Genomic DNA, 21,032 nt, shown 5'->3' with positions numbered 1-21,032 from the left:
AATTTTTTAAAATATTTTCTCTGTTTCTTTCGAGCCTATAAAATCCTGAATGAGTTTTGCTGCAATCATTGATGTGTTCCCGTTGTCAAAGTCTGGTGTGAATTCAACAATGTCAAAACCATTTATATTTTTAGCAGTTTTTCTGATAAGATATCTGACATCAGTATCCATTAACCCGTAAGGCTCAGGAGTCCCAACCCCGGGTGCATATGCAGGGTCAATTCCATCCATGTCTATGGAAAAATATATTTCCTTACCAAGTTTTTTCTCATATTTTTCAAAGGTTTTTTCAATACCGTCTTGCTTTATAATTTCAGATCTGATGAATTCCACCTTCCTGTAATCAGGGTCCTCATACTCTTCTCTTGATGTGGACCTTGTTCCAAAGGAGAATATTTTTCCTTCACCGAGAACTTCCAAGGACCTGCGTGTTGCACATGCATGATTATTTTTATGCCCCATGTAAGAAAAACGAAAATCTGAATGTGCATCAATTATGATCATACTGTGACCTTTGAAATTTCGAATAGATCCTCCTGTTATGGAATGCTCTCCCCCAATCATGATTGGAATTTTCTTATCTTCTCTTATTATTCTGACTACCTCTGCTACCGAATCAACAGTTTCATCAGGATCTTCATTTACAGAGACATCTCCCAGGTCACATATAGGAACCTCTGTAAAATCTATCTCATATGTAACGTCATAAGATTCCAGATTATCGTATGCTCTTCTTACCTCTATAGGTCCCCTGGAGGATCCTCTCCTGAAGGATGAAGTATAATCGAAGGGAACTCCAAAAATGACGTACCTGGAATCTTCGTAATCGAAATTCGCATCTGCTATTCTTTTCAGCGAACAATAGGCTGAAAGTTCTATAGCATGATCTTTCTGACTCCCATTGCTTCCCAATAGGATACCTCTGTTCCAGCTTTAACTTTATCTACTTCCTCAGGGCTGAGGGGCATTACAAATGTTTCGAAAGTTTCGCTGTCCATAAGCTGAGCCTCATTATTGCTAACACTTAGAACCTGTGCGTTTTTCTTCTCTATTATTGGAACCTTAACCTTGTGTTTTACAGGATACACAACGCTCCTTTTTTGATTGTCAAAAATCCCAATGGCCACAATTCTGCCCTTTGCCTCACCGTGCTTCCCTGGCTTAGACATATTTATCTCCATAATCTTGCATGGAGCATCATCAATTAGCATATACCTTCCAACTTTCAACTCTCTGACTTCTGCCTCTTGCCAACTCATTTACATCATCGCCCTATTTATTTTTATATTATAATTTTGTCTATAAATGTTAAATGCTTTTCTTATATACAGAGTTACTATATAATCAATTTGGAAAAGGTGGTCATCGTTAAAATAAATCTAGGCCTGTTTTTGATATCCATATTTTTTATACTGATGGCAGTTTTAATATCCTTTATTTTTTATTTTGATTTATCCTATTATGGCTTGCCGAAGAACGAAGTATACTCATTCTATTACTATTCTGCAATGTATACTATACTCGGATTAATCTTATCATTCGCAATCAACAAAATAGCTTCCAAAGGCTCAATTGCTACTCAATTGCCATACAATCTAAATCTAATACTTGGAGGCCTATGGATCTTGGATGGCATTCTTCAATTTCAACCTCAAATGCCTTACGGCTTTCTGACATTCGTCATAGAACCAGCAATAACCTCCATTCCAAATATGCAAATTGAGCAGTTTTTGTATTTGGGATATAATACCTGGGCAATTCATCCTATACAGTTTGATGCTCTGTCTGGCGCACTTCAAATATTCATCGGTTTCTCTTTCTTAACTTATCGTTCAAAACGAGCGCTAAAGCTAGTTTCTGCAATTTCCATATTTTGGGCCATAATTATTTGGATATTTGGAGAAGGTTTTGGGAGTATCCCAGAATCCGGTGTTTCCATTTTAACCGGTTTCCCTGGTTCCGCTTTACTATATATGATTTTAGCATTACCATTTCTGAATCATAATTTGGAGAAAAAAGAGAATTTTTTAAGTTTTTACAGAATATCAATTGTTATAATTTTGTTAGTATCTATTATTCTACAGTTGGTTCCCCTAAATATTTACTGGAATAATGGAATTTTCTCGCAAATCATCTATGATAACACTTTCAATCAAGGCGAATCTCCATGGATTTACCGCATTATGGAGTCCATATGGCCCTTATTAATCTATCACACTGAATACTTAAATATTTTATTCACCTTAATTGTTCTATCAGTTTTATTATTATTGATTTCTAAGTACAATTATGGAGAAATGATAGGAATGATTTCATTTTTCGTATTCTGGTTGCTTTTTCAAAATATGGGAATATACGATAATCCTGCTACAGACTTTAATTCCGGAATACTACTGGTATTCATAATTTCAATATTGGTTTTAAAAGATAAAATCTACGAGATTCAATTCAGGACTTTTCAAGCAGTTAACCAAAAATAAAATTAGATAGAAGCCATTACCCAGTTAAGGGTCTGTGGGGTAGCCTGGTATCCTTCCAGCTTCGGGAGTTGGAGACCCCGGTCCAAATCCGGGCAGACCCATTATCAAATATGTCAATTTTGTTTCATTCAACCTGAATAGTAATTAATAAAACTCACCTTTTTTGGACACAACATCCTACGATCTTTGTAGTTATGAAAGTGAATAAAGGATCAGTTTTCAGGTTTTGTGAGGTCATGGTGGAATGAATGGTCTGTTGGAATGACTTATAACTTAACATGGTATGATTTCCATCGCCTTAAATCGTTTATAATCTATTCCGAATGCCTGAGTTAATTAGGCTTTATTTCTAATTGATAAGATCATAACTTACATTTGCCGTCTATTGTTCAGAAATATTAAATTATAGCGTATTCAACTGAATAAAGTGCAATAATATATAGAGAATGGATACGAGGAGTACCAATTACTGTCTTTGCAATTATTTCATTTTTCTCGCAAAGTGTTATGTTTAAATTTTGGGTGTCTTCCTAGGTGAATTATTTCAAATACAACTCTAGGGGGATTTTCTTTTTGTTTTATATTATATTTCGGTTTATTTTCAAAGATTAATTGATGCTCTATTTTGAAAGCCTGATTTTTTCTTACTTTAGCAATATAAACAGATCTGTGAGTACCTTCCATGCTTGCATCTAAAACCGTCCAATCATGAAAATAACGTGCTCTTAGGCCTCCTTCCCATAAATTTCCATTTATCCTTCTTAACTTTTGAGTGGTGGCACCAATGTAAAGTGGAGTCCCATCTTTATCGCCTACTACATATACACAGGGAAAGCCATAATCATCAGTATCGATTACATTTTTCCACTTTGAAAATTTTAGCCATTCTAATTCAACACGAACTGCCATTGAATATCACACGAATTGTAAAAAGATAAAATTATCGGTCTGTCCCAGATTGCGTACTGAATTTTTTAAATTTGAGGATAACCTCTCTGGAACTCACAAAAAATTCTGGATACTTCTCAATGTTAATTTAGTCCCCATCAGTTCGCATTTCAATATATACCTTAAATTATTGCTTTAAAATACATGGGTTTCAGAAAATATGACCTGATCAATGAACAATGCCCTTAAGTTTGTTTTTGCTAACATGAAGTATAGTTCAAATTCATAAGCAATAACAAGAAATTCTCACTACACTATCAAAAATAGGCTAGTTTAGATGATGATAAATAAGATATTTTTGTTTCATATTTTCATTTATTATATCTCTATTACAAATTCTCTGAGTTTTTCTCTAAGGTCAGAAGGGATTTCGATTTTATTCCCTTTTTTATCTATATAGACAATTACAATCTTTCCTTGAGCATACAAAATATTACTTTCTTGTTCAAAAATTCTGTGAGAAAAAACACTACTTGTATTTCCTATTTTTGAAATCCAGGTCTCAACAACTGGATTATCATTAAAATGGATCGGTCTTTTATATTCAATCTCTGCATTCTTCACAACGAAGCTCAAGTCGTTAATGTCTTGAACCTTTAATGTATTCATAAAATAATCTACCCTACCAATTTCGAAAAATGTAAGATAATTTGCATTATTCACATGATTTAAGCCGTCTATATCGCCTATTCTTAACTGTACTTTGACTCTACTTATGGGTTTATCCATGAACCAGTTAGTTTAAGGGAATATAATTAGATTTTTTTCAACATCTCTTAAATCTTTCTAAAAAATGAAACTGATAAAAATTTTTATAGCTCTATGACCTAATCTTTCTATGAAGAATTCGTATACAGCCAAAATTGAGTTTCCAATGCCTCCTCCTGTTGTTTCCGAATATGTATCAAATCCTTGGCTTTTCTTTAATCCGATGTCGCATGTAGTGATTTTAAAGAAGATAACTGATGACAAATGGGACATAATTTTTGCGCCAGATGTTGATCAGACAAAGGGAAATTCTTTTTATGGAATAATGAACGGTCCAACATTGAAGGGGAAAGAGATTAATTATAACTGCGAGAGTCTCGGAAAGGAAATAAGAATGAACATCAGATTGAACCTTTCAACAGTCTCAACCGGAACGAGTCTAACTATTGATTGGGATGCAGAAACAACTCTGCCTTTCTTTGAGAAATTCAAGGGTGAGAATTTCTGTCTTTCTCCTGAACACATGATTAAGAGGCACTTGTTGTTAAGGGTCCCTGAAATGTTGAGTCTGATTAACTATAGAGAACAGGGAAGAGAATATTTGCTTGAAACCGTCACCCTTTCTGGAGCTAAAGCTATACCCTATATTAAAACCAAAGCACAGGAAATAAAAAACTGCATTGTAATAGGAACATCAAAGACGATGAAATTTACAATAAATGTTCAGGATGAACAGTTAGCCTCAATAAACGCAGAAAGTGGAAACAGGGAAACATTTGGTGGTGAAGCCATTCTTGATATACTCAACAATACAGAATTAATAGATATTGGTATTTATGATACTTCCGCAGAGAATCAAATAAAAGAACTAGTGGAAAAACAATACGAGAAAACTTTGTCTGTTGCATAAAAATATAACTTATTTGATAACCAAATCTACTTTTTATATTGATGTTTAAGTGCTAAATATTTTATAGCAATAAGTTATCTCTTCTTGGATCCTTTAGACGCTAAAAGGAATGAGTAAAATGGTCAACGAAAAGCAGTGTAATCCCGAGCTATATACAAAGATATGGCGAAATCTAATTTCATTGTACAAGATATTATACAAAAAGGTAGAGAGCAAGTTCAACGAAAACAATATTAGTGTTCTGGAATACAGAATTTTAAGAATTTTAAAGGAAAATGGCAAAATGACAATGGCTAACTTGGCCGATGAGAATTATGTAACCCAGGCGTGGATCACTGGAATGATAGATAAGATGGAAACCAAAGGCCTAGTTTCACGGAACAGGTCGGACACAGATAGAAGAGTTATCTATATCAGTGCAACAGAAAAGGGGGAAAAATTCATAGATGAAATGCGAATCATACACGATGAAATACTAGCTGAGGCATTTTCCTTTATGAATGAAGAGGAGGCCAGGAAAGTTCTGAAAATTCTCGAAGAACTGAAAGGAAATTTAGAAGAGGAAAATAAGGTTAAGATCGAAAAAAAGATCGCAGAAAATTAATGAGAAGAATTATGAAAAATAGTATAGAAATCGATCTGAAGTATTTATGATCATTATCTTCCTTGGAGGGCATTTCTAAACTGCATCCTATTTTGGGCATAAATTTTCAATGCTCTCATAAATTAAATATGTTATGCCTTAATATTTCAGTTTAGGGAATGGCATTGAGCAAAAATAATAAATGCTACAATGGAATGCCTGTTCCAGTAAGCTCCGGTAGTGTAGCCAGGCCAAGCATTAGGGACTCTCAATCCCCCGACTCGGGTCCAAATCCCGACCGGAGCATGTTACCAAAAGGTACATATTAATCCTTCTTATATTATGGGCATTGAATAGATATATAATTTGAAATTATTATGAAAAAATTTACAAAAAAAGTGATGATTGTAACAATAGATGCTTGTTTTAACACCTCGACTTTTTGCTTGATTGCAGTCTTCGGTGAGGAATTTCTAGTAGCATTCGGAATTAAAAGAGCATTTGCAATTCTACTGTGATTTCTTCGGGAATAGGCATAATTAAGGTCTTAATTATCTCAGGATGTATTTCAGATAAGGTGGGCAGGAAACCTGTTTTTTTAGTGACACTCTCAAAATCTTTATTTGTATCCCCAGTTGTATTGATGATGACTTTTCATTATTTGTTATCAGGAGTTCTATTTCAAGTGATTTTATTGTTCTTCGAATATGAATTAGGCAATGGTGCGTTCTCTCCTTATTTGAGTGAAAGTTTTCCGGCCAGATTTAGATATTCAGGTGCTGCGCTCGTTTATAATATGGGAGCCCCTTTAGTAGTTGGAGTTGTTCCAGTGGTTGCGGCAGTTATTTTAGGTATATCTGGTAAAAATGATTTTCTTGCTTGGTCACATATTGTATTAGTTTTACTCGTATATGACTTAGCATCATAAATTGCTGCTCTGTTTACCAAAGAGACAATGAATGGGAATATAAGTGAGGATGTGTAAACATTTATATAATGACCCGATAAGTAACTAAGCAATCAATCGTTATCTGATTCTATAATCAGATAGATTAATTCCTTTAGGAATTAATAACGCAATCTAACTCTGAAATTATTGAGACATATTCCATCAAATCTTATAGGGTGTCTCACAATTTAACAACTGACGATTTTTTATTTCCCGTGGCCTGTCTGCCATTTTCATATATGGTGTGACCGTGAGATTGTATGCAATGGTCTTCAGGAAGGTTGCAGTGTCATATGATCTTTTTCTTATGTACCAGACATTTTCAAACTGCATTATCTCCTCATAGTCATTAACCAATTATCCCCCTATATATTCCATCAACCTCTCTCCCAGCATCCTTGGACCCTTGGGCCGATAGCCTAAAGGTAAGGATGCAAGGTAGAATCTCAGAAAGGATTCATTAGCAGAACCCGTGATACGATGTTATAACAGATCCTCTTTCCTTGCAATTTAGTTCAAATAAACGCTGAAGTCAAACAATGTCACGCAGAAGCTCATAAGGCAGCATACACCCTAAAAAAGGGCATCGTAGAGAGATCCAACAAGATTAAGATGGAGTTACTTGCACCCATCATCCTGGTGGATTACGAACAGGCCAAATCAGAGATATCCGCAATAATCAATGGACACTCATCACTGAACTATCTCACACCGATTCAGTATAAAAATGCGTTTCTATGTTCTGCTTCCTATCAGGGAGGCAAAGATTGAGAAGGCTAAGCTAATAAGTAAGGAAAGCAATATGGTGAAAAGGAAAGGATGCGTAACGGCGGTAATTGACTCTTAATTGTTTGGAAGGGTTGTCTCAAAGTGTGAGAAACAGTAATTCGCTATCCCTGTAATTCTTCCTTGTTTTCCTTCTTGCGGTTATGGATGATGAAGGAATCAATTGCAGCAATTGATTCCATTGTACAAAGAAATTTAATTTCTCTGTTTATGCCATGAACATCAAATGTTCCTGCCCTCCTGGACAATGTTTGGAGTGATGGTCTATGAATGATTTCGATCATTTCCATAATCTGTCCATCTTTGAATTTTCTCCTTCTTTTATCCTACGAAACTTTATTCTCTATGAATTCCATAATAAAAGGAATATTCTGTTCGGGCATATCCAAATATTATAATTCTGTTACTAGTGTTAGATATTTGTAGGACTATTCATGAAAAGTGAGACAACTCCTTATTGCTGTGTAAGTGATAAAAAGGGCATGTCATCCTTCATCAGGCTGATCCCACAATAATAATAGATGTTAACTTTCCCTAAACTCCGATCTTGTGCAAAACACCAGAATTTTGTCTGTCTAAATGATGTGAATAAAAATTTCAGTCAGTCTGAAAAAAGAGATAATCATTAAATTATTGAGATAAATAGATTCGAAAATGCCGATAACATGGAAAATCTAATTAAGAAGGCGAAATATTTTTAAGTTCAATAGGGAATCTATAATATCAATTTCAAACTGATGGTATAGTAAAAATTAAAATATTGGGAGTTGAGATAAAGGCTTATATTTACGGGTTGTGACAGGGTATCAATAGAGATAGACGCCTTGAAAGGCTTGCGAACAACTTCTCATGATACGCAAGGTCGGTATTCTAAGAATTCAATATGGTGAGAAAATATGAGCGCAGAAGTCAAGAAAGCAGATGAAAAGTTAGGCAAATTGATGTTCCAGCAGCTGGAGAGTATACGGGATGTCATGATGGATTCCCTCATGAAGAACTATGTGCCTTTTCCCATAGACAGGTCAATATGCAGCGCATGGACAGATACACTCAGGAAGGGTGGTGAAACCATTATATATACTTCCTTCATGTATCAGCTTTCCAGCCTGTTCAGGGCTTACGAGAAGCATCTCTCAACATTCGCAAGGATGGGTGGTTCAGCACGACTTGCTTCCTTAGGAAAATTTTTCATAAAGCCTGACAAGGACGATCTAAGGAGAGGCTACAGGATTCTTTCAAACATTTCGACTCTCCTCCTGAAAAATGGCATAGACCATGGATACCTGTACGATGACGAGCCTTACAGCGGGGGTTTGCTGCTCGAACTGGGCATGCTTGACCAGTTCTGGGAATACGGTGCAAGGGTGCTGAAGCTCATGAAGGATCATGGCGTAAGGCGTGTCATAACCGTGGACCCGCACACGACAAATGCCATGAACAGGCTCAAAGAGCATTTCGGCGCGGACATTGAGGTTCACAACTACCTGACTCTGATCCAGAAATATTCCGGCAGGGGAGAGTTCGTCTTCCATGATCCATGCCTGTATTCCAGATACGACACCATGGGGAACAGGATAAGGGAGATTGCCAGTACCGCTGGCGTCCAGTTCATAGAGGACAGGATGGTCACAAGCCGGGATCTGGGAACATGCTGCGGCGGGCCGTTGGGGCCCGTCAATATGGATATCAGTGAAAGCATAGCGAAATACAGGGCCGGTAAACTCCTCTCCCTATCCCAGAATGTCATGGTTGCCTGCCCCCTATGCTACCAGAACCTAAAACCGTACGTGAGCAACATTAAGGATGTTGCGGAGGTGATTGAATGAGCAACTGGAACATAGCCATTGAAAGGGCCCTGGAGAACAACGTTCCCAAGGTTGATTCCATCCTTGAGAAATATCCGTACCTCTCCAGGATGGCGGAGGAGATAAGGGAAGCTAAACTCAATGTCATAGCCCATCTTGATACATACGTAAAGCAAACCATAGAATCCGTGGAAGCAACAGGGGGAAAGGCATACTTTGCAAGGACAACTGACGAGGCCAGGGACATACTGAAGAAGATTGTTGGCACAGGCAAGAAGATTGTTATGGCAAAGTCAAATGTCGCCCACGAGATTGACATCATCAACACCTTGGAGAAATCAGGGAATTCTATATCTGAAACGGATCTTGGTGCTTACCTGATCCAGCTTTCCGGTGACGACTCATCACACATTGTATTCCCGTCCCTGCACATGACCAGGGAGGATATAGGAAGGATGCTTCATAAGGAGCTGGGGCTGCAGCTTTCAGACAAGTCCACCACTGAGGAGATTGTGGCTGCCGTGAGGCAGTTGCTTCGCAGGAAATACATGGAGGCTGACATCGGCATATCTGGCGCCAACGCAATATCTGCCGACACGGGATCCGTCATACTGGTGGAAAATGAGGGGAACATACGCATAGATACAGTCCTGCCGCCTGTCCATATAGTTATAACTGGAATAGACAAAATCGTGCCCACACTGTATGATGCTATGAAGGAAGCAATGGTCCAGTCGGCATACGCAGGGCTGTATCCGCCCACTTATGTAAACATAACATCAGGACCTAGCTCAACCGCTGATATTGAGCTCAAGAGAGTCACTCCTGCAACAGGTCCCAAGGAGGTTCACGTTATACTGCTGGACAACGGGAGAATGGATGCCAGCAGGGATGAATCCATGAAGGAGGCCTTACTGTGCGTAAAGTGTGGAAGGTGTTATTTTGCATGCCCTGTGTACAGGGTCATGGGCAAAGACTGGGGACAGCAGCCATATGGGGGGCCTACGGGGGCTATGTGGACTGCAATCGTGAACAAGGACTATGCAACGGCCGAATATTGCACGCACTCAGGAGGATGCAGGGAAGTTTGTCCAATGAGGATCAATATTCCAAAAGTTCTGGAATATATAAAATGGGTTGGAATTGGAGAAATGAAAGTGAAGTAATCATGTTTTTGTAACGAAATATGATTTTAAGTTCAATTGCATTTTTGTATTTCAATTCAACATGACTCTGATGGTATGTTTAAGTCCACGAAATAGGGAAAATTAACATCCATATATTGTTATTATGAGATAACCCTAATGAAGAGGATGTTTCATTCTTCACATGTAATGAATACAACATTGAGAAGAGTGAGGTTGAAGTTCATGTTTGAATGTTTTATTTGCAATTTACATACATTGAAGATCATCAATGGATAGTGTGAGTCAGCAATCTTTTAAAGAAAATTTCATTGAAAGTAGAGAAAAAAGGTGATAATACTGGAAGTGAAAGGAAGAAATTATTATATTTTCTGGGGGAGTTATAAGGCTGTGGAATTCGTGTAGCAAATAAAGAGGAATTCAGAAAACCTCTTTGGATGAAGCGCTTATGAGCTTAATGAGGAGAACAATAAATTCAGTATCAAATCCAATCGTATCATAACAAACCTGCCTTTATTATGATAGTTCTTTATCTTAACTAGTAAATGTCCAATACACTGCGCCTTGCACAGATTTATTTTAAATATAGAATGTTATTATTCCATCTTTTGAAAGGTCCACTATGGTATTATTGTATTGATTAAGTCGTTCCAAACACTTTTATAAGTTTATAATTGTATTTGGAAATCAGTTATTGGACTTTTTTTCTTCTCTCAATACTATGATGAATTCACTTATAATTACAACAAGGGGCGCTACTACATTTAAGTAAGGAACGATATAAAGAGGGGCTACAATGGCAAGAATTCCTATCTCCGTCTTTTTAGCTAAATTGAACAAATTAAAGGTCAAAGCAATCGTAGATACAGCCATTAGGAAAATGCCAACAAAATATAGGACTGTCAGATATATGTACTCGACTGGTGAAATGTAAGGTATGCTTCCCGGCAGTTCATTACAAACATATGTTCCTATTATAAGACTGGAAACAGTTATTACAAATATGAAAAACACTATTAATCCTAAAAGTAGATATAAGGTAGCCTGTCTAAATAAGGGTAATTTCCCGAGAGATTTTTTCACCGCATAATCATAATAACGAAAGCCAATCACGCTGATTATTAATCCAATAATGAGAAGTATAGTTCTTACGGGATAGTAAATAGGTATATCCTCAATGCCCTGATATCCGGTTTGTTGATTGTAATTAAGAAATGATGTCAACAAGAAAAAATTTTCCAAAACAATTAGTGAGCCTAATAAAGTGATTACAGAGGCAGTTATGAGAGTCTTGTTAACGACATTGCTATTAATGTCATCATTTTTCCTTCCAAATAGAAAATCGACCAAGTTACTGTTATCCATTTACTCACTATAAATACAATATATATTAATTTTGTTTTATTTTATAAAACAATCAATCATTCTTTTCCCTTAGTACGGCACGACATGGTGCGCCGTCTTGACTCATATTTAAAGGAAGGCAAATAAATTCATATTTTCCCGGAGCTATGTTTTTAAAAATAAGTCCCTCAACAATTATAATATCTTTACTCATCAATGTTTTATGAACCACCGGTTCCGGAGATCCAAATTTTTCTATTGACAAATAGTCTATTCCAATTAATTTTACTCGCTTTGTAATTATTTTTTTTGCCGCGGCAAGACTAAGATATGTGAAATCCTTATGAAATGTATCATACAGTTCTGAATTCTTAGTTTTAAAGAGAAGTATTTCTGTTGGATCATCCGGTATGTGTTCAGGTTCAATTATATCACCCTTAACTTCTATCAAAGTAGCCTCCCCTAAAAAATTCTCCAGTGGAATTTCATTTGCCTTTTTTCCGGTTGGTATCATATGATAGGGAGCATCAAAATGTGTACCGGAGTGGGTTTCCATAAGAACCCTCATTATATGAACATGATTCAATTCGTGTGTAAAGTATTCAAATTCTTCATAATCCGCATCGCCAGGGTAATTTATTATTCCTCTTTTTAGGGGTAAGCTTATGTCCATCATACTTCCATATTTCCATATAATACTTACAGGTTTTCAATATTCCATTTACACTTTACAGTACTTCTAAAAAAATCACAATTAAAGATATGACCACAGGACTTTAAGTTAACACTTAATTTTTTAAGTAAACAAATTTGGAGTCATTTCTGTACATGTGACGATACAAAGTAAAAATTAGCTATTTTACTAAACCTATTTTTCCGATTTAAGGCGAGACCTTTTTATTCGTTTCCTATATAAATTAGTATAAGTTTAATATCATTAGAATCTAATTATCTTTTGGTTAATATGGGAAAATTAGAACGTGAGGTGTACATGATTTCGGGAGGAGTAACGAAATTCAGCAAAGCCTCTCCGGACATGGATTTCAGATTGAGAGTAAAGAAGGCTTTTGACTATGCAATGGCAGATGCTGGACTTGAGCTCAAGGATATAGATGGTTCGGTTGCGTCATATTTTTCTGACCATTTTCAGAGACAACTGATGGCTGGAATTATGGCTCAGGATTACCTTGGATTAACACCAAAACCAAGCAAAAGAGTGGAAGGGGGAGGAGCAACTGGTGGACTCGCTTTTCAGACAGGTGTGAGCGAGATTGCATCGGGGAGAATGGATACGTGTGTGGTTTATGGCTTTGAGACCATGTCGCACGTCAATACATGGAAAGGAAACGAATTTATAGCTCTGGCAAGTGATACAAATTTTGATTATCCTCTAGGGGGATTTTACACAGGATACTATGCAATGATGGCCGTTAGATATATGCACGAATTTGGGGCTACCCCAGAACAACTGGCAATGGTGTCCGTTAAAAATCATAAGAATGCGCTTCATAACCCATATGCACAAAGCCCAATGAATCTAACTGTTGAAGACGTGAGAAATTCTCCTATGGTTTCTTACCCACTGACCAGATTGGACGTATGTACAATGTCTGACGGGGCCGCTGTGGCAATTCTCGCATCTAAGGAAAAGGCATTTGAGCTATGTGACAATCCAGTTCTCATTAAAGGGATCGGAACCGGTACAGATACTATGAGACTTTCTGACAGACCATTTGGAAAAGTCCCATTATTGCCGCACGAGAAGGAATCTGACTATAAGAATTTAAAGTACCCTGGAGTTCATTCATATAGAGCTGGAAGGAGTGCCGCCATTGAGGCCTATAAGAGTGCAGGCATAACTGACCCATTAAAGCAAATAGATGTGGTAGAACTTCACGACGCTTACACCTCATCAGAGATACAGACCTATGAGGATCTGGGTCTGTGCAAATATGGTGAAGGAGCGAAGTTTGTGGAATCTGGTAGAGCTGACTTGAATGGTGACGTATCTGTAAATCCTTCTGGCGGTCTACTTGCATGTGGTCATCCAATCGGCGCTACTGGAATAATGCAGAGTGTTTTTATGTTCTGGCAATTACAGAACAAGATCCATAAGCACTTTAAAGATGGAACTCAACAGGTTAAAAACGCAAAGACTGGTTTAATTCATAGTCACGCTGGTACAGGAACATATGTTACGGTATCAGTAATGGAGGCGGTTTAAAATGACAATCGATTATAATGCAAAGATGGAAGAAAAAGATGATGTAACTCAGGTGTATAACACAGATCCACTTATCGTAAAATCTCATTACGAGATAGATTATATACACAGCTATGCACAGGATTCTGAATTTTTCAGAGCCCTTGGAAAGAAGAAGCTAATGGGGTCTAAGTGCAAAAAATGTGGTTACACATATGCAACTCCAAGAGGACATTGTATGATGTGTGGAAGTGAAACAGAATGGTACGAACTTCCCCAAGTTGGTAAAATCCATACTTTCACAACATGCTACTTTGGCAGTGAAGCGTTTCTCGATCAGACTCCGTTCCATTTAATAATGGTGGAATTTGAAGGTGTAGATTCGCTCTTCATGTCAAGAATCATTGGTGTTTCAGCCGAGGATTTAAAGATTGGAATGAAGGTAAGGGCAAAATTTAAGAGAAATTTGGAATTTAGCCCAACGGACGTATATTTCGTACCGGTAAAAGAAAATGAGTGAAGACAAACAAAAAACAACTATTTTTTCAAATTTTGACAAACAGGTATTTTTAATTAATTTTCCAAGGCAAATTGATATGGGCGCTCTTCTATCAAGATATAGCCGAACGGCAAAACTGGATATAAGAGAAGTTTATGAAAAGGAGTTTGAAAAGAATGAGAGTCGAGGCAAGGAATTCTATGAAAGGGTTTTTCTTGAATATGGGGATGAATCGGTCGCAGAGCTTGTAAATGTACATATTGCAATTCAGGATATTTCCAATCTTTTGGTTAAGGAGATAGAGGAAACTAGAATTGGAGCATCCTACATCGAAAAGTCATCAAGATATGTAAGATATGATATAAAACATAATGGCAGATATTTGTATCTACCCTTTGTAAAAACTGGAATAGAAGGAAAATTCGAAAAAGAATATGAGGAATTGATGAATTGGATGTTTTCATATTATTCAAAATCCCTGCCATCATTAATAGAAATGATACGGGAATCAAATCCGTTCAGTAGTGTATCGGAGGATTTCTCGGAACAGAATAAGAAAGCCTATGAAACCGCACTAAGGTCAAGGGCTTTGGATGATATAAGAGCCATACTTCCGGTTTCAACTTTAACCAATGTAGGGATTTCATCAAATGCAAGGGCATTGGCCGGAATCATTCAGAAATTAGACTCCGCAGGATACAAGGAGGCTAAAGACATCTCTAATACTATATATTCCGAATTGGGCTCTGAATATGGTGAAATAATAAAGTCAGCAAGGAATGACCACGGAAAAGCACATACTTTGTTCATTTCAAAACTTAAATCTATAGAAGGATCGGATATTCATAGTCATTCCTATGATAGGGATGTTGAGTTATTGAATTATAATGCGGAAGGTCTTAAGTTAATTTCAGGTTTTGTTTCAGATAAAAGATTAAATAAGAATAATGAGGAAAATTATATAAAAGAAATCGCAAGGCAGAGAATGAATAGAAGAGATAAGTTACCAAGGCAGTTTGAATTTATTGATTATGTTTTTTCACTCAGGATGAACTACGGGGCATTCAGAGAATTTCAGAGGCACAGAATGCTTTCAATCTTAAGAGGATTATTAACGCCAGATAACGGTTTCCAGATCCCAGAATACATAGGAAAAAATGAAGAATTGGTTCATGAATTCAATGCAATATGCAATAGATCAGCAGAACTTTACAAGAAGATAAAGGAGGCTGGGCAGAAAGTGGAGGCACAGTACGTTCTACCCTTTGCCTCAATGTATAACATAAAAGTCAAAGGGAACCTAAGAGAGTTTGTATATTTTACTGAGTTAAGAAGTACGCCACAAGCTCACCCCGATCTTCGGAAATTATCAATATCCATAGCTGATGAGATCATTGCAAGGGAAAAATCCTTTGAAATTCTTTTCAAATTTTTGGATAGAAGTTCATATCCTTTGGGTAGATTTAGCCAGGAATCAAAAAAGGAGAAGAAACTGGATGAACTTAGCAGGAAATAGATTGTTTCATATTGGTTATAACTTATGAAAAGTTTATATTGAAGAACAAATTTACCTGTTGATTAGGAGGAAATAAATATGTTAGGAGGACAAATGCCCATATTCATATTAAAAGAGGGTACTAGCAGAGAACAGGGAAAGAATGCACAGAGGTCTAATATAGAGGCTGCAAAGGCTATAGCAGCTGCAGTCAGAACAACACTTGGTCCCAAAGGGATGGATAAAATGCTCGTCGATTCCATCGGAGATATTATAATCTCAAACGACGGAGCAACAATTCTGAAGGAGATGGATGTTGAACACCCTACCGCAAAGATGATTGTGGAGGTTGCTAAATCTCAGGACACTGCCGTGGGTGATGGTACTACAACATCTGTTGTTTTGGCTGGAGAATTCCTAAAGCAGGCCGAGGAACTTCTTGATCAGGGAGTTCATCCAACCGTTATAGCAAACGGATACAGACTTGCGGTGAACGAGGCAAAGAAGCAACTCGAAAAGATAGCAAAAGACGCTTCTGACGATGAAACACTCGAAAAGATAGCAAGAACGGCCTTATCTGGAAAGAATATTGGTCTCGGTGGCGATCTTCTTTACAAGTTGATTGTTAAGGCCATAAATGCAGTGGCAGAAAGCAGAGACGGCTCGGTAAAAGTTGATCCCTCAAACATTAAAATAGACAAGAAAAACGGTGGTAGTGTTAATGAGACAGAGTTTATAGAGGGAATAGTAGTAGATAAGGAAAAAGTACATTCAAAGATGCCAGACACTGTAAAAAATGCAAAGATTGCACTCATAGATTCCGCTCTGGAGATAAAAAAGACTGAAATTGAAGCCAAGGTTCAGATTTCAGATCCTTCTAAGATACAGGATTTCCTGGATCAGGAAGTGGACACCTTTAAAGAAATGGTGTCAAAGATCAAAAAGAGCGGAGCAAATGTTGTCCTATGCCAGAAGGGAATAGATGACATAGCACAGCACTATCTTGCTAAGGAAGGCATATATGCAGTAAGAAGAGTCAAGAAGAGTGATATGGAAAAACTGGCTAAAGCAACAGGAGCAAGAATAGTTACAAATCTCGATGATTTAACTGCCGATGCTCTCGGAACCGCAAAGAATGTGGAAGAGAGAAAAATCGGAGAAGACAGGATGACCTTTGTTACAGGATGCAAGAATCCAAAGGCCGTTAGCATATTGATTAGGGGAGGAACAGAACACGTGGTTTCAGAGATCGAGAGGGCTCTGAACGATGCTATACGTGTTGTAGCAATAACAAAGGAAGATGGGAAAGTCCTTCCCGGAGGAGGAGCAGTTGAAGCTGAGCTTTCTTTAAGAATAAGGGAATATGCTACAACCGTCGGTGGAAGAGAACAACTGGCTATTGAATCCTTCGCAAGAGCTCTTGAAATTATACCCAGAACACTCGCCGAGAATGCTGGTATGGACCCTATCAACACGCTGATACAGTTAAAGGCAGAACACGAGCATTCAAAGAAGACATATGGAATTAATTTCAATGACAACAGTGTATCGGATATGTTTGAACTGGGCGTGTATGAGCCACTGAAGGTAAAGAAGCACGCACTTGAGAGTGCGGTAGAAGTTGCAACCATGATTCTAAGAATAGATGATGTAGTTGCATCAAAGAAAAGCGCTCCATCCCCCAATCCTGAGGGCGGAATGGGAGGCATGGGCGGTATGGGTGGAATGCCCCCGTACTGATCTTTTTTTTAATCCTTTTTATACTGTAAAACACTATTTATTTATTGACGCCATTATGGTGTCGGTGAAATATTGAATCTTTATGAATATATGGGAAAGCAGATATTCAGGAACCACGGAATTCCGGTTCCTAATGGATATGTTGTTGAAGATGTGACGCAGATTAAACCCTTTGAGAGGCCTGTAGTTGTAAAATCTCAGATCCTTTTAGGAGGAAGGGGTAAATCTGGTGGAATTAAATTTGCAAAATCTCAGGAAGAATTAAACAACTCTGTTAAGGAACTTCTGGGAACAAGAATTAGGGATCTCAAGGTTACTAAGGTCCTAATCGAAGATATGATAAATATCAAAAAGGAAATGTATGTTAGTATAGCCCTTGATAGAACTGCAAGGGCTCCTGTCATCATAGCAACAACAGAAGGTGGAGTGGAGATAGAATCGGTCCCACACGACAAAATATTCACAAGGCATATAGATCCACTCCTAGGATATTCTGATTTCATAGGAAGAGAAGCTGTAAAATTCATGAAGTTGGACCAGGATATAGGAAAACAATTCATGCAGATATTGGGCGTTCTTTACGAAATATTCAATGAAGAGGATTGCGAACTCGTGGAAATAAATCCCCTGGTAATAACTGGTGAAGGAAAACTCGTGGCTGCGGATTCAAAGGTCATTATAGACAGTGATTCCCTGTACCGTCACAAGGACTTCTCAGTTACCGATCCTGAAAAGACCCCTCTTGAGCTGGAGGCTCAGTCAAAGGGTTATGCCTTCATTGAACTGGATGGTAACATAGGTGTAATCGCTAATGGTGCGGGTTTAACAATGGCCACACTGGACGCACTGACACTTCACAAGGGAAAGCCAAGAAATTTCTTGGACCTTGGTGGAACTGACAATTCGGATATAGTGGCAAACGCGTTCGATCTTGTGCTTAAAGCAAAGCCGACAGCTATACTGGTGAATATATTCGGAGGAGTTACAAAATGTGATACAGTGGCCAATGGTATTGTAATGGCAAAGAATAAATTTTCAATAAAACAGCCAATAGTGGTGAGACTTAGTGGGGTCAGAGATGAAGAGGGGAGAAAAATTTTGAAAGATAACGGAATCGATTCATTCCCAACCATGATGGAAGCCATAGAAAGAGTGGTAAAACTAGCAGGAGGTAATTAAAATGAGTGTATATGTGAATGAGAATACAAAGGTAATAGTTCAGGGAATAACAGGTCATCAGGGATCATTTCATACTGGGGAAATGCTGGCCTACGGAACAAAGGTAGTTGCTGGAATTTCTCCCACAAAGGATGGAACAAAATTCATGGATAAGGTTCCAATTGTAGCATCCGTAAGGGATTCTCTACAGTTCGAGCCAGATGCCACAATGATAAGTGTACCGGCACCCTTTGTTAAGGATGCTGCATTTGAGGCCATAGATGCGGGTTTAAAAATAATATACATTCTTACGGAGCACGTTCCTTTCCACGATTCTCTTGAAATAGTTTTGAATGCAAAGAGAAAGGGTGCAGTTGTTTTTGGCCCGAACGGACCTGGAATAACTTCTGTTGGAAAGTGTAAAATCGGTATAATGCCCAATAAAATATTCAGGAAAGGGAATGTTGCAATTGCATCAAGAAGCGGAACCCTAACTTATGAAATCGTAGATGCAGTTACAAAGAGCGGCAGAGGTGAGAGCACAGTTATAGGACTGGGTGGAGACCCTGTTGTTGGCCTTAATTACATAGACGTACTCGAGCAGTTTGAAAAGGATCCTGACACCGAGCAAATTGTTTTGGTGGGAGAGATAGGGGGAAGCAATGAGGAACTTGCCGCGCAGTACATTAAGAAACACGTGACGAAGAAGGTAGTTGCTTACATAACCGGAAGAAGTGCCCCACCAGGAAAGAGGATGGGTCACGCAGGTGCAATTATAGAAAAGGGTGTCGGAACAGCCGAATCCAAGATAAAGGCATTCAACGAGGCTGGAGTAAAGGTTGCAGATTATCCGGATGATGTACCTTCTCTACTGGATTAGGTGTAAACATGTTCAAGAAAGATCTAATTTCAATTCGTGATCTTGGGGATGATTTCCCTGAGGTTATAAATCTCGCAATGAGATTGAAGAGAGATCGCTACACTCAAAGAGAATCAGTAAGGGGAAGAACAATTGGGATGATCTTTGAAAAATCCTCCACAAGGACCAGGGTCTCATTGGAAACTGCAATATTCCAATTGGGAGGACATGGAATATTTCTGAATCCAAATGACATGCAGATGGGTAGAGGGGAAACCGTGTCGGATACAGCTCATGTTTTATCGGGGATGCTGGATCTCATCACTTACCGCGCCTTTAGTCATCAAAACGTTCTGGATCTGGCAAGAAACTCATCCGTACCTGTTATTAACGCTCTGGACGATCAGGAACATCCATTACAACTTATAGCAGATTATCTTACCATAGCAGAGAAAAAGAATAGAATTTCAGGACTCAAATTCGCTTATGTCGGTGATGGAAATAACATGGCCAATTCCATCATGCTGGCTTCAGCAATGGCAGGAAGCGATGTGTCAATTGCAACTCCAAAAGGATATGAACCAAAGAAGGAATATGTGGAATCGGCAAGGGAAATATCCAAAAAGAACGGAACAAAAGTGGAAATAACAAATGATCCCATAACTGCTGTCACAGATGCAGACATAGTTTATACGGATGTATGGGTCTCAATGGGAGAAGAAAAGCAGAAAGAAGAGAAGGAGAAGGTTTTCAGGTCATTTCAGGTCAATTCCGATCTGGTTTCACATGCAAAGAAGGATTACATATTTATGCACTGTCTTCCGGCGCATAGGGGTCTTGAAGTGACCGATGAAGTTGCGGACAGTATAAACAGTGTAATATTCCAGGAAGCTGAAAACAGGTTGCATAGCGCAAAGGCTGCAATTGTATATCTTCTGGAGAATTGAGAGATATACAATTTTTATTTATTCAATTAAAAACTTTTAAATTTCAAGGTTTTAACTTCAAAATTTATTTTCTGGTGTTTTGAAAGATCCCTTAATTAAATTTTCAAGTTAGTTAAGAATATAGAAATGAAGATAAATTATATAATACTTTACTTCTAATAAAAAGTATTGAAACTCCGAGCAAACAATACTTCTTCACTGCCGACCAGGTTATTAGGTATTACGCAGATTCATGGTGTCGAAAATCGCCTTCACAAAAATATGATGAATCTAAAAAATAGCGTAGCCCGGTTGCTTACCTCATTAAAATTTATAGTTCATTAAACTTTATTAGATAGTATCCCGAATTTTGTGTAAGAACAAATGAAATGACTCCATCAACAATGGATAAATTTCATGAAACATAAAAGGATGCCTCCTAAGAACAACCCAAGGAGGCAATGAATAATGGAAGAGTTTGATAAAAAGATATC

22 protein-coding genes and 2 tRNA genes are annotated in these 21,032 nt (G+C 37.8%); 16 read left to right on the top strand and 8 right to left on the bottom strand.

The window, feature by feature from the left end; all coding sequences use genetic code 11:
- Positions 1-6 precede the first annotated feature (6 nt).
- Both speB and ACNF42_RS02260 read right to left on the bottom strand, forming a co-directional pair.
- Complete coding sequence (speB, locus tag ACNF42_RS02265; RefSeq protein WP_443338483.1) at positions 7-912, bottom strand: agmatinase; 906 nt, start codon at positions 910-912, stop codon at positions 7-9.
- Complete coding sequence (locus tag ACNF42_RS02260; protein ID WP_443338480.1) at positions 876-1,259, bottom strand: translation initiation factor IF-5A; 384 nt, start codon at positions 1,257-1,259, stop codon at positions 876-878. The genes speB and ACNF42_RS02260 overlap by 37 nt, the downstream gene beginning before the upstream one ends.
- Before the next feature lie 207 nt (positions 1,260-1,466).
- Here ACNF42_RS02260 and ACNF42_RS02255 point away from each other — a divergent pair, with 207 nt between their 5' ends.
- Positions 1,467-2,480 (top strand): hypothetical protein, encoded by a 1,014-nt coding sequence (locus ACNF42_RS02255; RefSeq protein WP_443338477.1) that lies wholly within the window; start codon positions 1,467-1,469, stop codon positions 2,478-2,480.
- Positions 2,481-2,508: 28 nt separating this feature from the next.
- Positions 2,509-2,581, top strand: a tRNA-Pro gene (locus tag ACNF42_RS02250).
- A 385-nt stretch (positions 2,582-2,966) separates the two neighbouring features.
- Here the strand turns inward: ACNF42_RS02250 and ACNF42_RS02245 are convergent.
- Both ACNF42_RS02245 and ACNF42_RS02240 read right to left on the bottom strand, forming a co-directional pair.
- Entirely contained in the window at positions 2,967-3,389 is a 423-nt protein-coding gene (locus ACNF42_RS02245) for a hypothetical protein (RefSeq protein WP_443338475.1), read from the bottom strand.
- Between the two features lie 357 nt (positions 3,390-3,746).
- Positions 3,747-4,157 (bottom strand): acyl-CoA thioesterase, encoded by a 411-nt coding sequence (locus ACNF42_RS02240; RefSeq protein ID WP_443338472.1) that lies wholly within the window; start codon positions 4,155-4,157, stop codon positions 3,747-3,749.
- A gap of 109 nt (positions 4,158-4,266) precedes the next feature.
- Here ACNF42_RS02240 and ACNF42_RS02235 point away from each other — a divergent pair, with 109 nt between their 5' ends.
- The 4 genes from ACNF42_RS02235 to ACNF42_RS02220 all read left to right on the top strand — a co-directional run bounded on the left by ACNF42_RS02235 (position 4,267) and on the right by ACNF42_RS02220 (position 6,557).
- Positions 4,267-5,046, top strand: coding sequence for a hypothetical protein (locus ACNF42_RS02235; RefSeq protein WP_443338469.1), 780 nt, complete (start codon positions 4,267-4,269; stop codon positions 5,044-5,046).
- Between the two features lie 118 nt (positions 5,047-5,164).
- Complete coding sequence (locus ACNF42_RS02230; protein WP_443338466.1) at positions 5,165-5,650, top strand: MarR family winged helix-turn-helix transcriptional regulator; 486 nt, start codon at positions 5,165-5,167, stop codon at positions 5,648-5,650.
- 210 nt (positions 5,651-5,860) lie between these two features.
- Positions 5,861-5,935: transfer RNA gene (locus ACNF42_RS02225), tRNA-Glu, on the top strand.
- Between the two features lie 271 nt (positions 5,936-6,206).
- On the top strand, positions 6,207-6,557 hold the full coding sequence (locus tag ACNF42_RS02220) for a hypothetical protein (protein ID WP_443338463.1): 351 nt from the start codon (positions 6,207-6,209) through the stop codon (positions 6,555-6,557).
- A 183-nt stretch (positions 6,558-6,740) separates the two neighbouring features.
- Here the strand turns inward: ACNF42_RS02220 and ACNF42_RS02215 are convergent, their stop codons facing one another.
- Positions 6,741-6,935, bottom strand: coding sequence for a hypothetical protein (locus tag ACNF42_RS02215; RefSeq protein WP_443338460.1), 195 nt, complete (start codon positions 6,933-6,935; stop codon positions 6,741-6,743).
- A gap of 255 nt (positions 6,936-7,190) precedes the next feature.
- On the opposite strand from ACNF42_RS02215, the gene ACNF42_RS02210 reads away from it, so the two are divergent.
- Positions 7,191-7,349 (top strand): hypothetical protein, encoded by a 159-nt coding sequence (locus ACNF42_RS02210; RefSeq protein WP_443338457.1) that lies wholly within the window; start codon positions 7,191-7,193, stop codon positions 7,347-7,349.
- A gap of 119 nt (positions 7,350-7,468) precedes the next feature.
- Here the strand turns inward: ACNF42_RS02210 and ACNF42_RS02205 are convergent, their stop codons facing one another.
- Positions 7,469-7,654 (bottom strand): hypothetical protein, encoded by a 186-nt coding sequence (locus tag ACNF42_RS02205; protein ID WP_443338454.1) that lies wholly within the window; start codon positions 7,652-7,654, stop codon positions 7,469-7,471.
- Between the two features lie 606 nt (positions 7,655-8,260).
- On the opposite strand from ACNF42_RS02205, the gene ACNF42_RS02200 reads away from it, so the two are divergent.
- Together ACNF42_RS02200 and ACNF42_RS02195 are read left to right on the top strand one after the other, a co-directional pair.
- A complete protein-coding gene (locus tag ACNF42_RS02200; RefSeq protein ID WP_443338451.1) occupies positions 8,261-9,190 on the top strand; it encodes a heterodisulfide reductase-related iron-sulfur binding cluster in 930 nt (309 codons plus the stop codon).
- Entirely contained in the window at positions 9,187-10,335 is a 1,149-nt protein-coding gene (locus tag ACNF42_RS02195) for an LUD domain-containing protein (RefSeq protein WP_443338448.1), read from the top strand. Before ACNF42_RS02200 ends, ACNF42_RS02195 begins: the two co-directional genes overlap by 4 nt.
- Before the next feature lie 666 nt (positions 10,336-11,001).
- On the opposite strand, the gene ACNF42_RS02190 is transcribed toward ACNF42_RS02195, so the two are convergent.
- On the bottom strand, positions 11,002-11,679 hold the full coding sequence (locus tag ACNF42_RS02190; protein WP_443338445.1) for a hypothetical protein: 678 nt from the start codon (positions 11,677-11,679) through the stop codon (positions 11,002-11,004).
- Between the two features lie 52 nt (positions 11,680-11,731).
- Positions 11,732-12,334 carry a cyclase family protein gene (locus tag ACNF42_RS02185; protein ID WP_443338442.1) on the bottom strand — a complete coding sequence of 201 codons (603 nt, stop codon included), beginning with the start codon at positions 12,332-12,334 and terminating at the stop codon, positions 11,732-11,734.
- Positions 12,335-12,622: 288 nt separating this feature from the next.
- Between ACNF42_RS02185 and ACNF42_RS02180 the strand changes: the two genes are divergently transcribed.
- From ACNF42_RS02180 to argF, 7 genes are all read left to right on the top strand, one after another.
- Positions 12,623-13,882, top strand: coding sequence for a thiolase domain-containing protein (locus ACNF42_RS02180; protein ID WP_443338439.1), 1,260 nt, complete (start codon positions 12,623-12,625; stop codon positions 13,880-13,882).
- Position 13,883: 1 nt separating this feature from the next.
- Positions 13,884-14,381 carry a Zn-ribbon domain-containing OB-fold protein gene (locus ACNF42_RS02175; RefSeq protein WP_443338436.1) on the top strand — a complete coding sequence of 166 codons (498 nt, stop codon included), beginning with the start codon at positions 13,884-13,886 and terminating at the stop codon, positions 14,379-14,381.
- Positions 14,374-15,876, top strand: a complete 1,503-nt coding sequence (locus ACNF42_RS02170) for an FAD-dependent thymidylate synthase (protein ID WP_443338433.1) — start codon at positions 14,374-14,376, stop codon at positions 15,874-15,876. Before ACNF42_RS02175 ends, ACNF42_RS02170 begins: the two co-directional genes overlap by 8 nt.
- 78 nt (positions 15,877-15,954) lie before the next feature.
- Positions 15,955-17,595, top strand: coding sequence for a thermosome subunit beta (gene thsB / locus ACNF42_RS02165; RefSeq protein ID WP_443338430.1), 1,641 nt, complete (start codon positions 15,955-15,957; stop codon positions 17,593-17,595).
- A 72-nt stretch (positions 17,596-17,667) separates the two neighbouring features.
- On the top strand, positions 17,668-18,774 hold the full coding sequence (gene sucC / locus ACNF42_RS02160) for an ADP-forming succinate--CoA ligase subunit beta (RefSeq protein ID WP_443338427.1): 1,107 nt from the start codon (positions 17,668-17,670) through the stop codon (positions 18,772-18,774).
- Position 18,775: 1 nt separating this feature from the next.
- Positions 18,776-19,633, top strand: a complete 858-nt coding sequence (gene sucD, locus ACNF42_RS02155; protein WP_443338424.1) for a succinate--CoA ligase subunit alpha — start codon at positions 18,776-18,778, stop codon at positions 19,631-19,633.
- An 8-nt stretch (positions 19,634-19,641) separates the two neighbouring features.
- Entirely contained in the window at positions 19,642-20,559 is a 918-nt protein-coding gene (gene argF / locus ACNF42_RS02150; protein WP_443338421.1) for an ornithine carbamoyltransferase, read from the top strand.
- Positions 20,560-21,032 lie beyond the last annotated feature (473 nt).

It is taken from the genome of Cuniculiplasma thermophilum, assembly GCF_052315355.1.
GTDB lineage: Archaea > Thermoplasmatota > Thermoplasmata > Thermoplasmatales > Thermoplasmataceae > Cuniculiplasma.
The sequence above is the reverse complement of the archived record's forward strand: the minus strand, read 5'-3'. Positions and strand labels throughout refer to the sequence as shown.

Coding starts and splice junctions, on each gene's coding strand:
- ACNF42_RS02260 (WP_443338480.1), bottom strand. CDS start 1,259: ATGAGTTGGCAAGAGGCAGAAGTCAGAGAGTTGAAAGTTGGAAGGTAT.
- ACNF42_RS02245 (WP_443338475.1), bottom strand. CDS start 3,389: ATGGCAGTTCGTGTTGAATTAGAATGGCTAAAATTTTCAAAGTGGAAA.
- ACNF42_RS02240 (WP_443338472.1), bottom strand. CDS start 4,157: ATGGATAAACCCATAAGTAGAGTCAAAGTACAGTTAAGAATAGGCGAT.
- ACNF42_RS02235 (WP_443338469.1), top strand. CDS start 4,267: ATGAAGAATTCGTATACAGCCAAAATTGAGTTTCCAATGCCTCCTCCT.
- ACNF42_RS02230 (WP_443338466.1), top strand. CDS start 5,165: ATGGTCAACGAAAAGCAGTGTAATCCCGAGCTATATACAAAGATATGG.
- ACNF42_RS02210 (WP_443338457.1), top strand. CDS start 7,191: ATGGAGTTACTTGCACCCATCATCCTGGTGGATTACGAACAGGCCAAA.
- ACNF42_RS02205 (WP_443338454.1), bottom strand. CDS start 7,654: ATGGAAATGATCGAAATCATTCATAGACCATCACTCCAAACATTGTCC.
- ACNF42_RS02200 (WP_443338451.1), top strand. CDS start 8,261: ATGAGCGCAGAAGTCAAGAAAGCAGATGAAAAGTTAGGCAAATTGATG.
- ACNF42_RS02195 (WP_443338448.1), top strand. CDS start 9,187: ATGAGCAACTGGAACATAGCCATTGAAAGGGCCCTGGAGAACAACGTT.
- ACNF42_RS02190 (WP_443338445.1), bottom strand. CDS start 11,679: ATGGATAACAGTAACTTGGTCGATTTTCTATTTGGAAGGAAAAATGAT.
- ACNF42_RS02185 (WP_443338442.1), bottom strand. CDS start 12,334: ATGATGGACATAAGCTTACCCCTAAAAAGAGGAATAATAAATTACCCT.
- ACNF42_RS02180 (WP_443338439.1), top strand. CDS start 12,623: ATGGGAAAATTAGAACGTGAGGTGTACATGATTTCGGGAGGAGTAACG.
- ACNF42_RS02175 (WP_443338436.1), top strand. CDS start 13,884: ATGACAATCGATTATAATGCAAAGATGGAAGAAAAAGATGATGTAACT.
- ACNF42_RS02170 (WP_443338433.1), top strand. CDS start 14,374: ATGAGTGAAGACAAACAAAAAACAACTATTTTTTCAAATTTTGACAAA.
- thsB (WP_443338430.1), top strand. CDS start 15,955: ATGTTAGGAGGACAAATGCCCATATTCATATTAAAAGAGGGTACTAGC.
- sucD (WP_443338424.1), top strand. CDS start 18,776: ATGAGTGTATATGTGAATGAGAATACAAAGGTAATAGTTCAGGGAATA.
- argF (WP_443338421.1), top strand. CDS start 19,642: ATGTTCAAGAAAGATCTAATTTCAATTCGTGATCTTGGGGATGATTTC.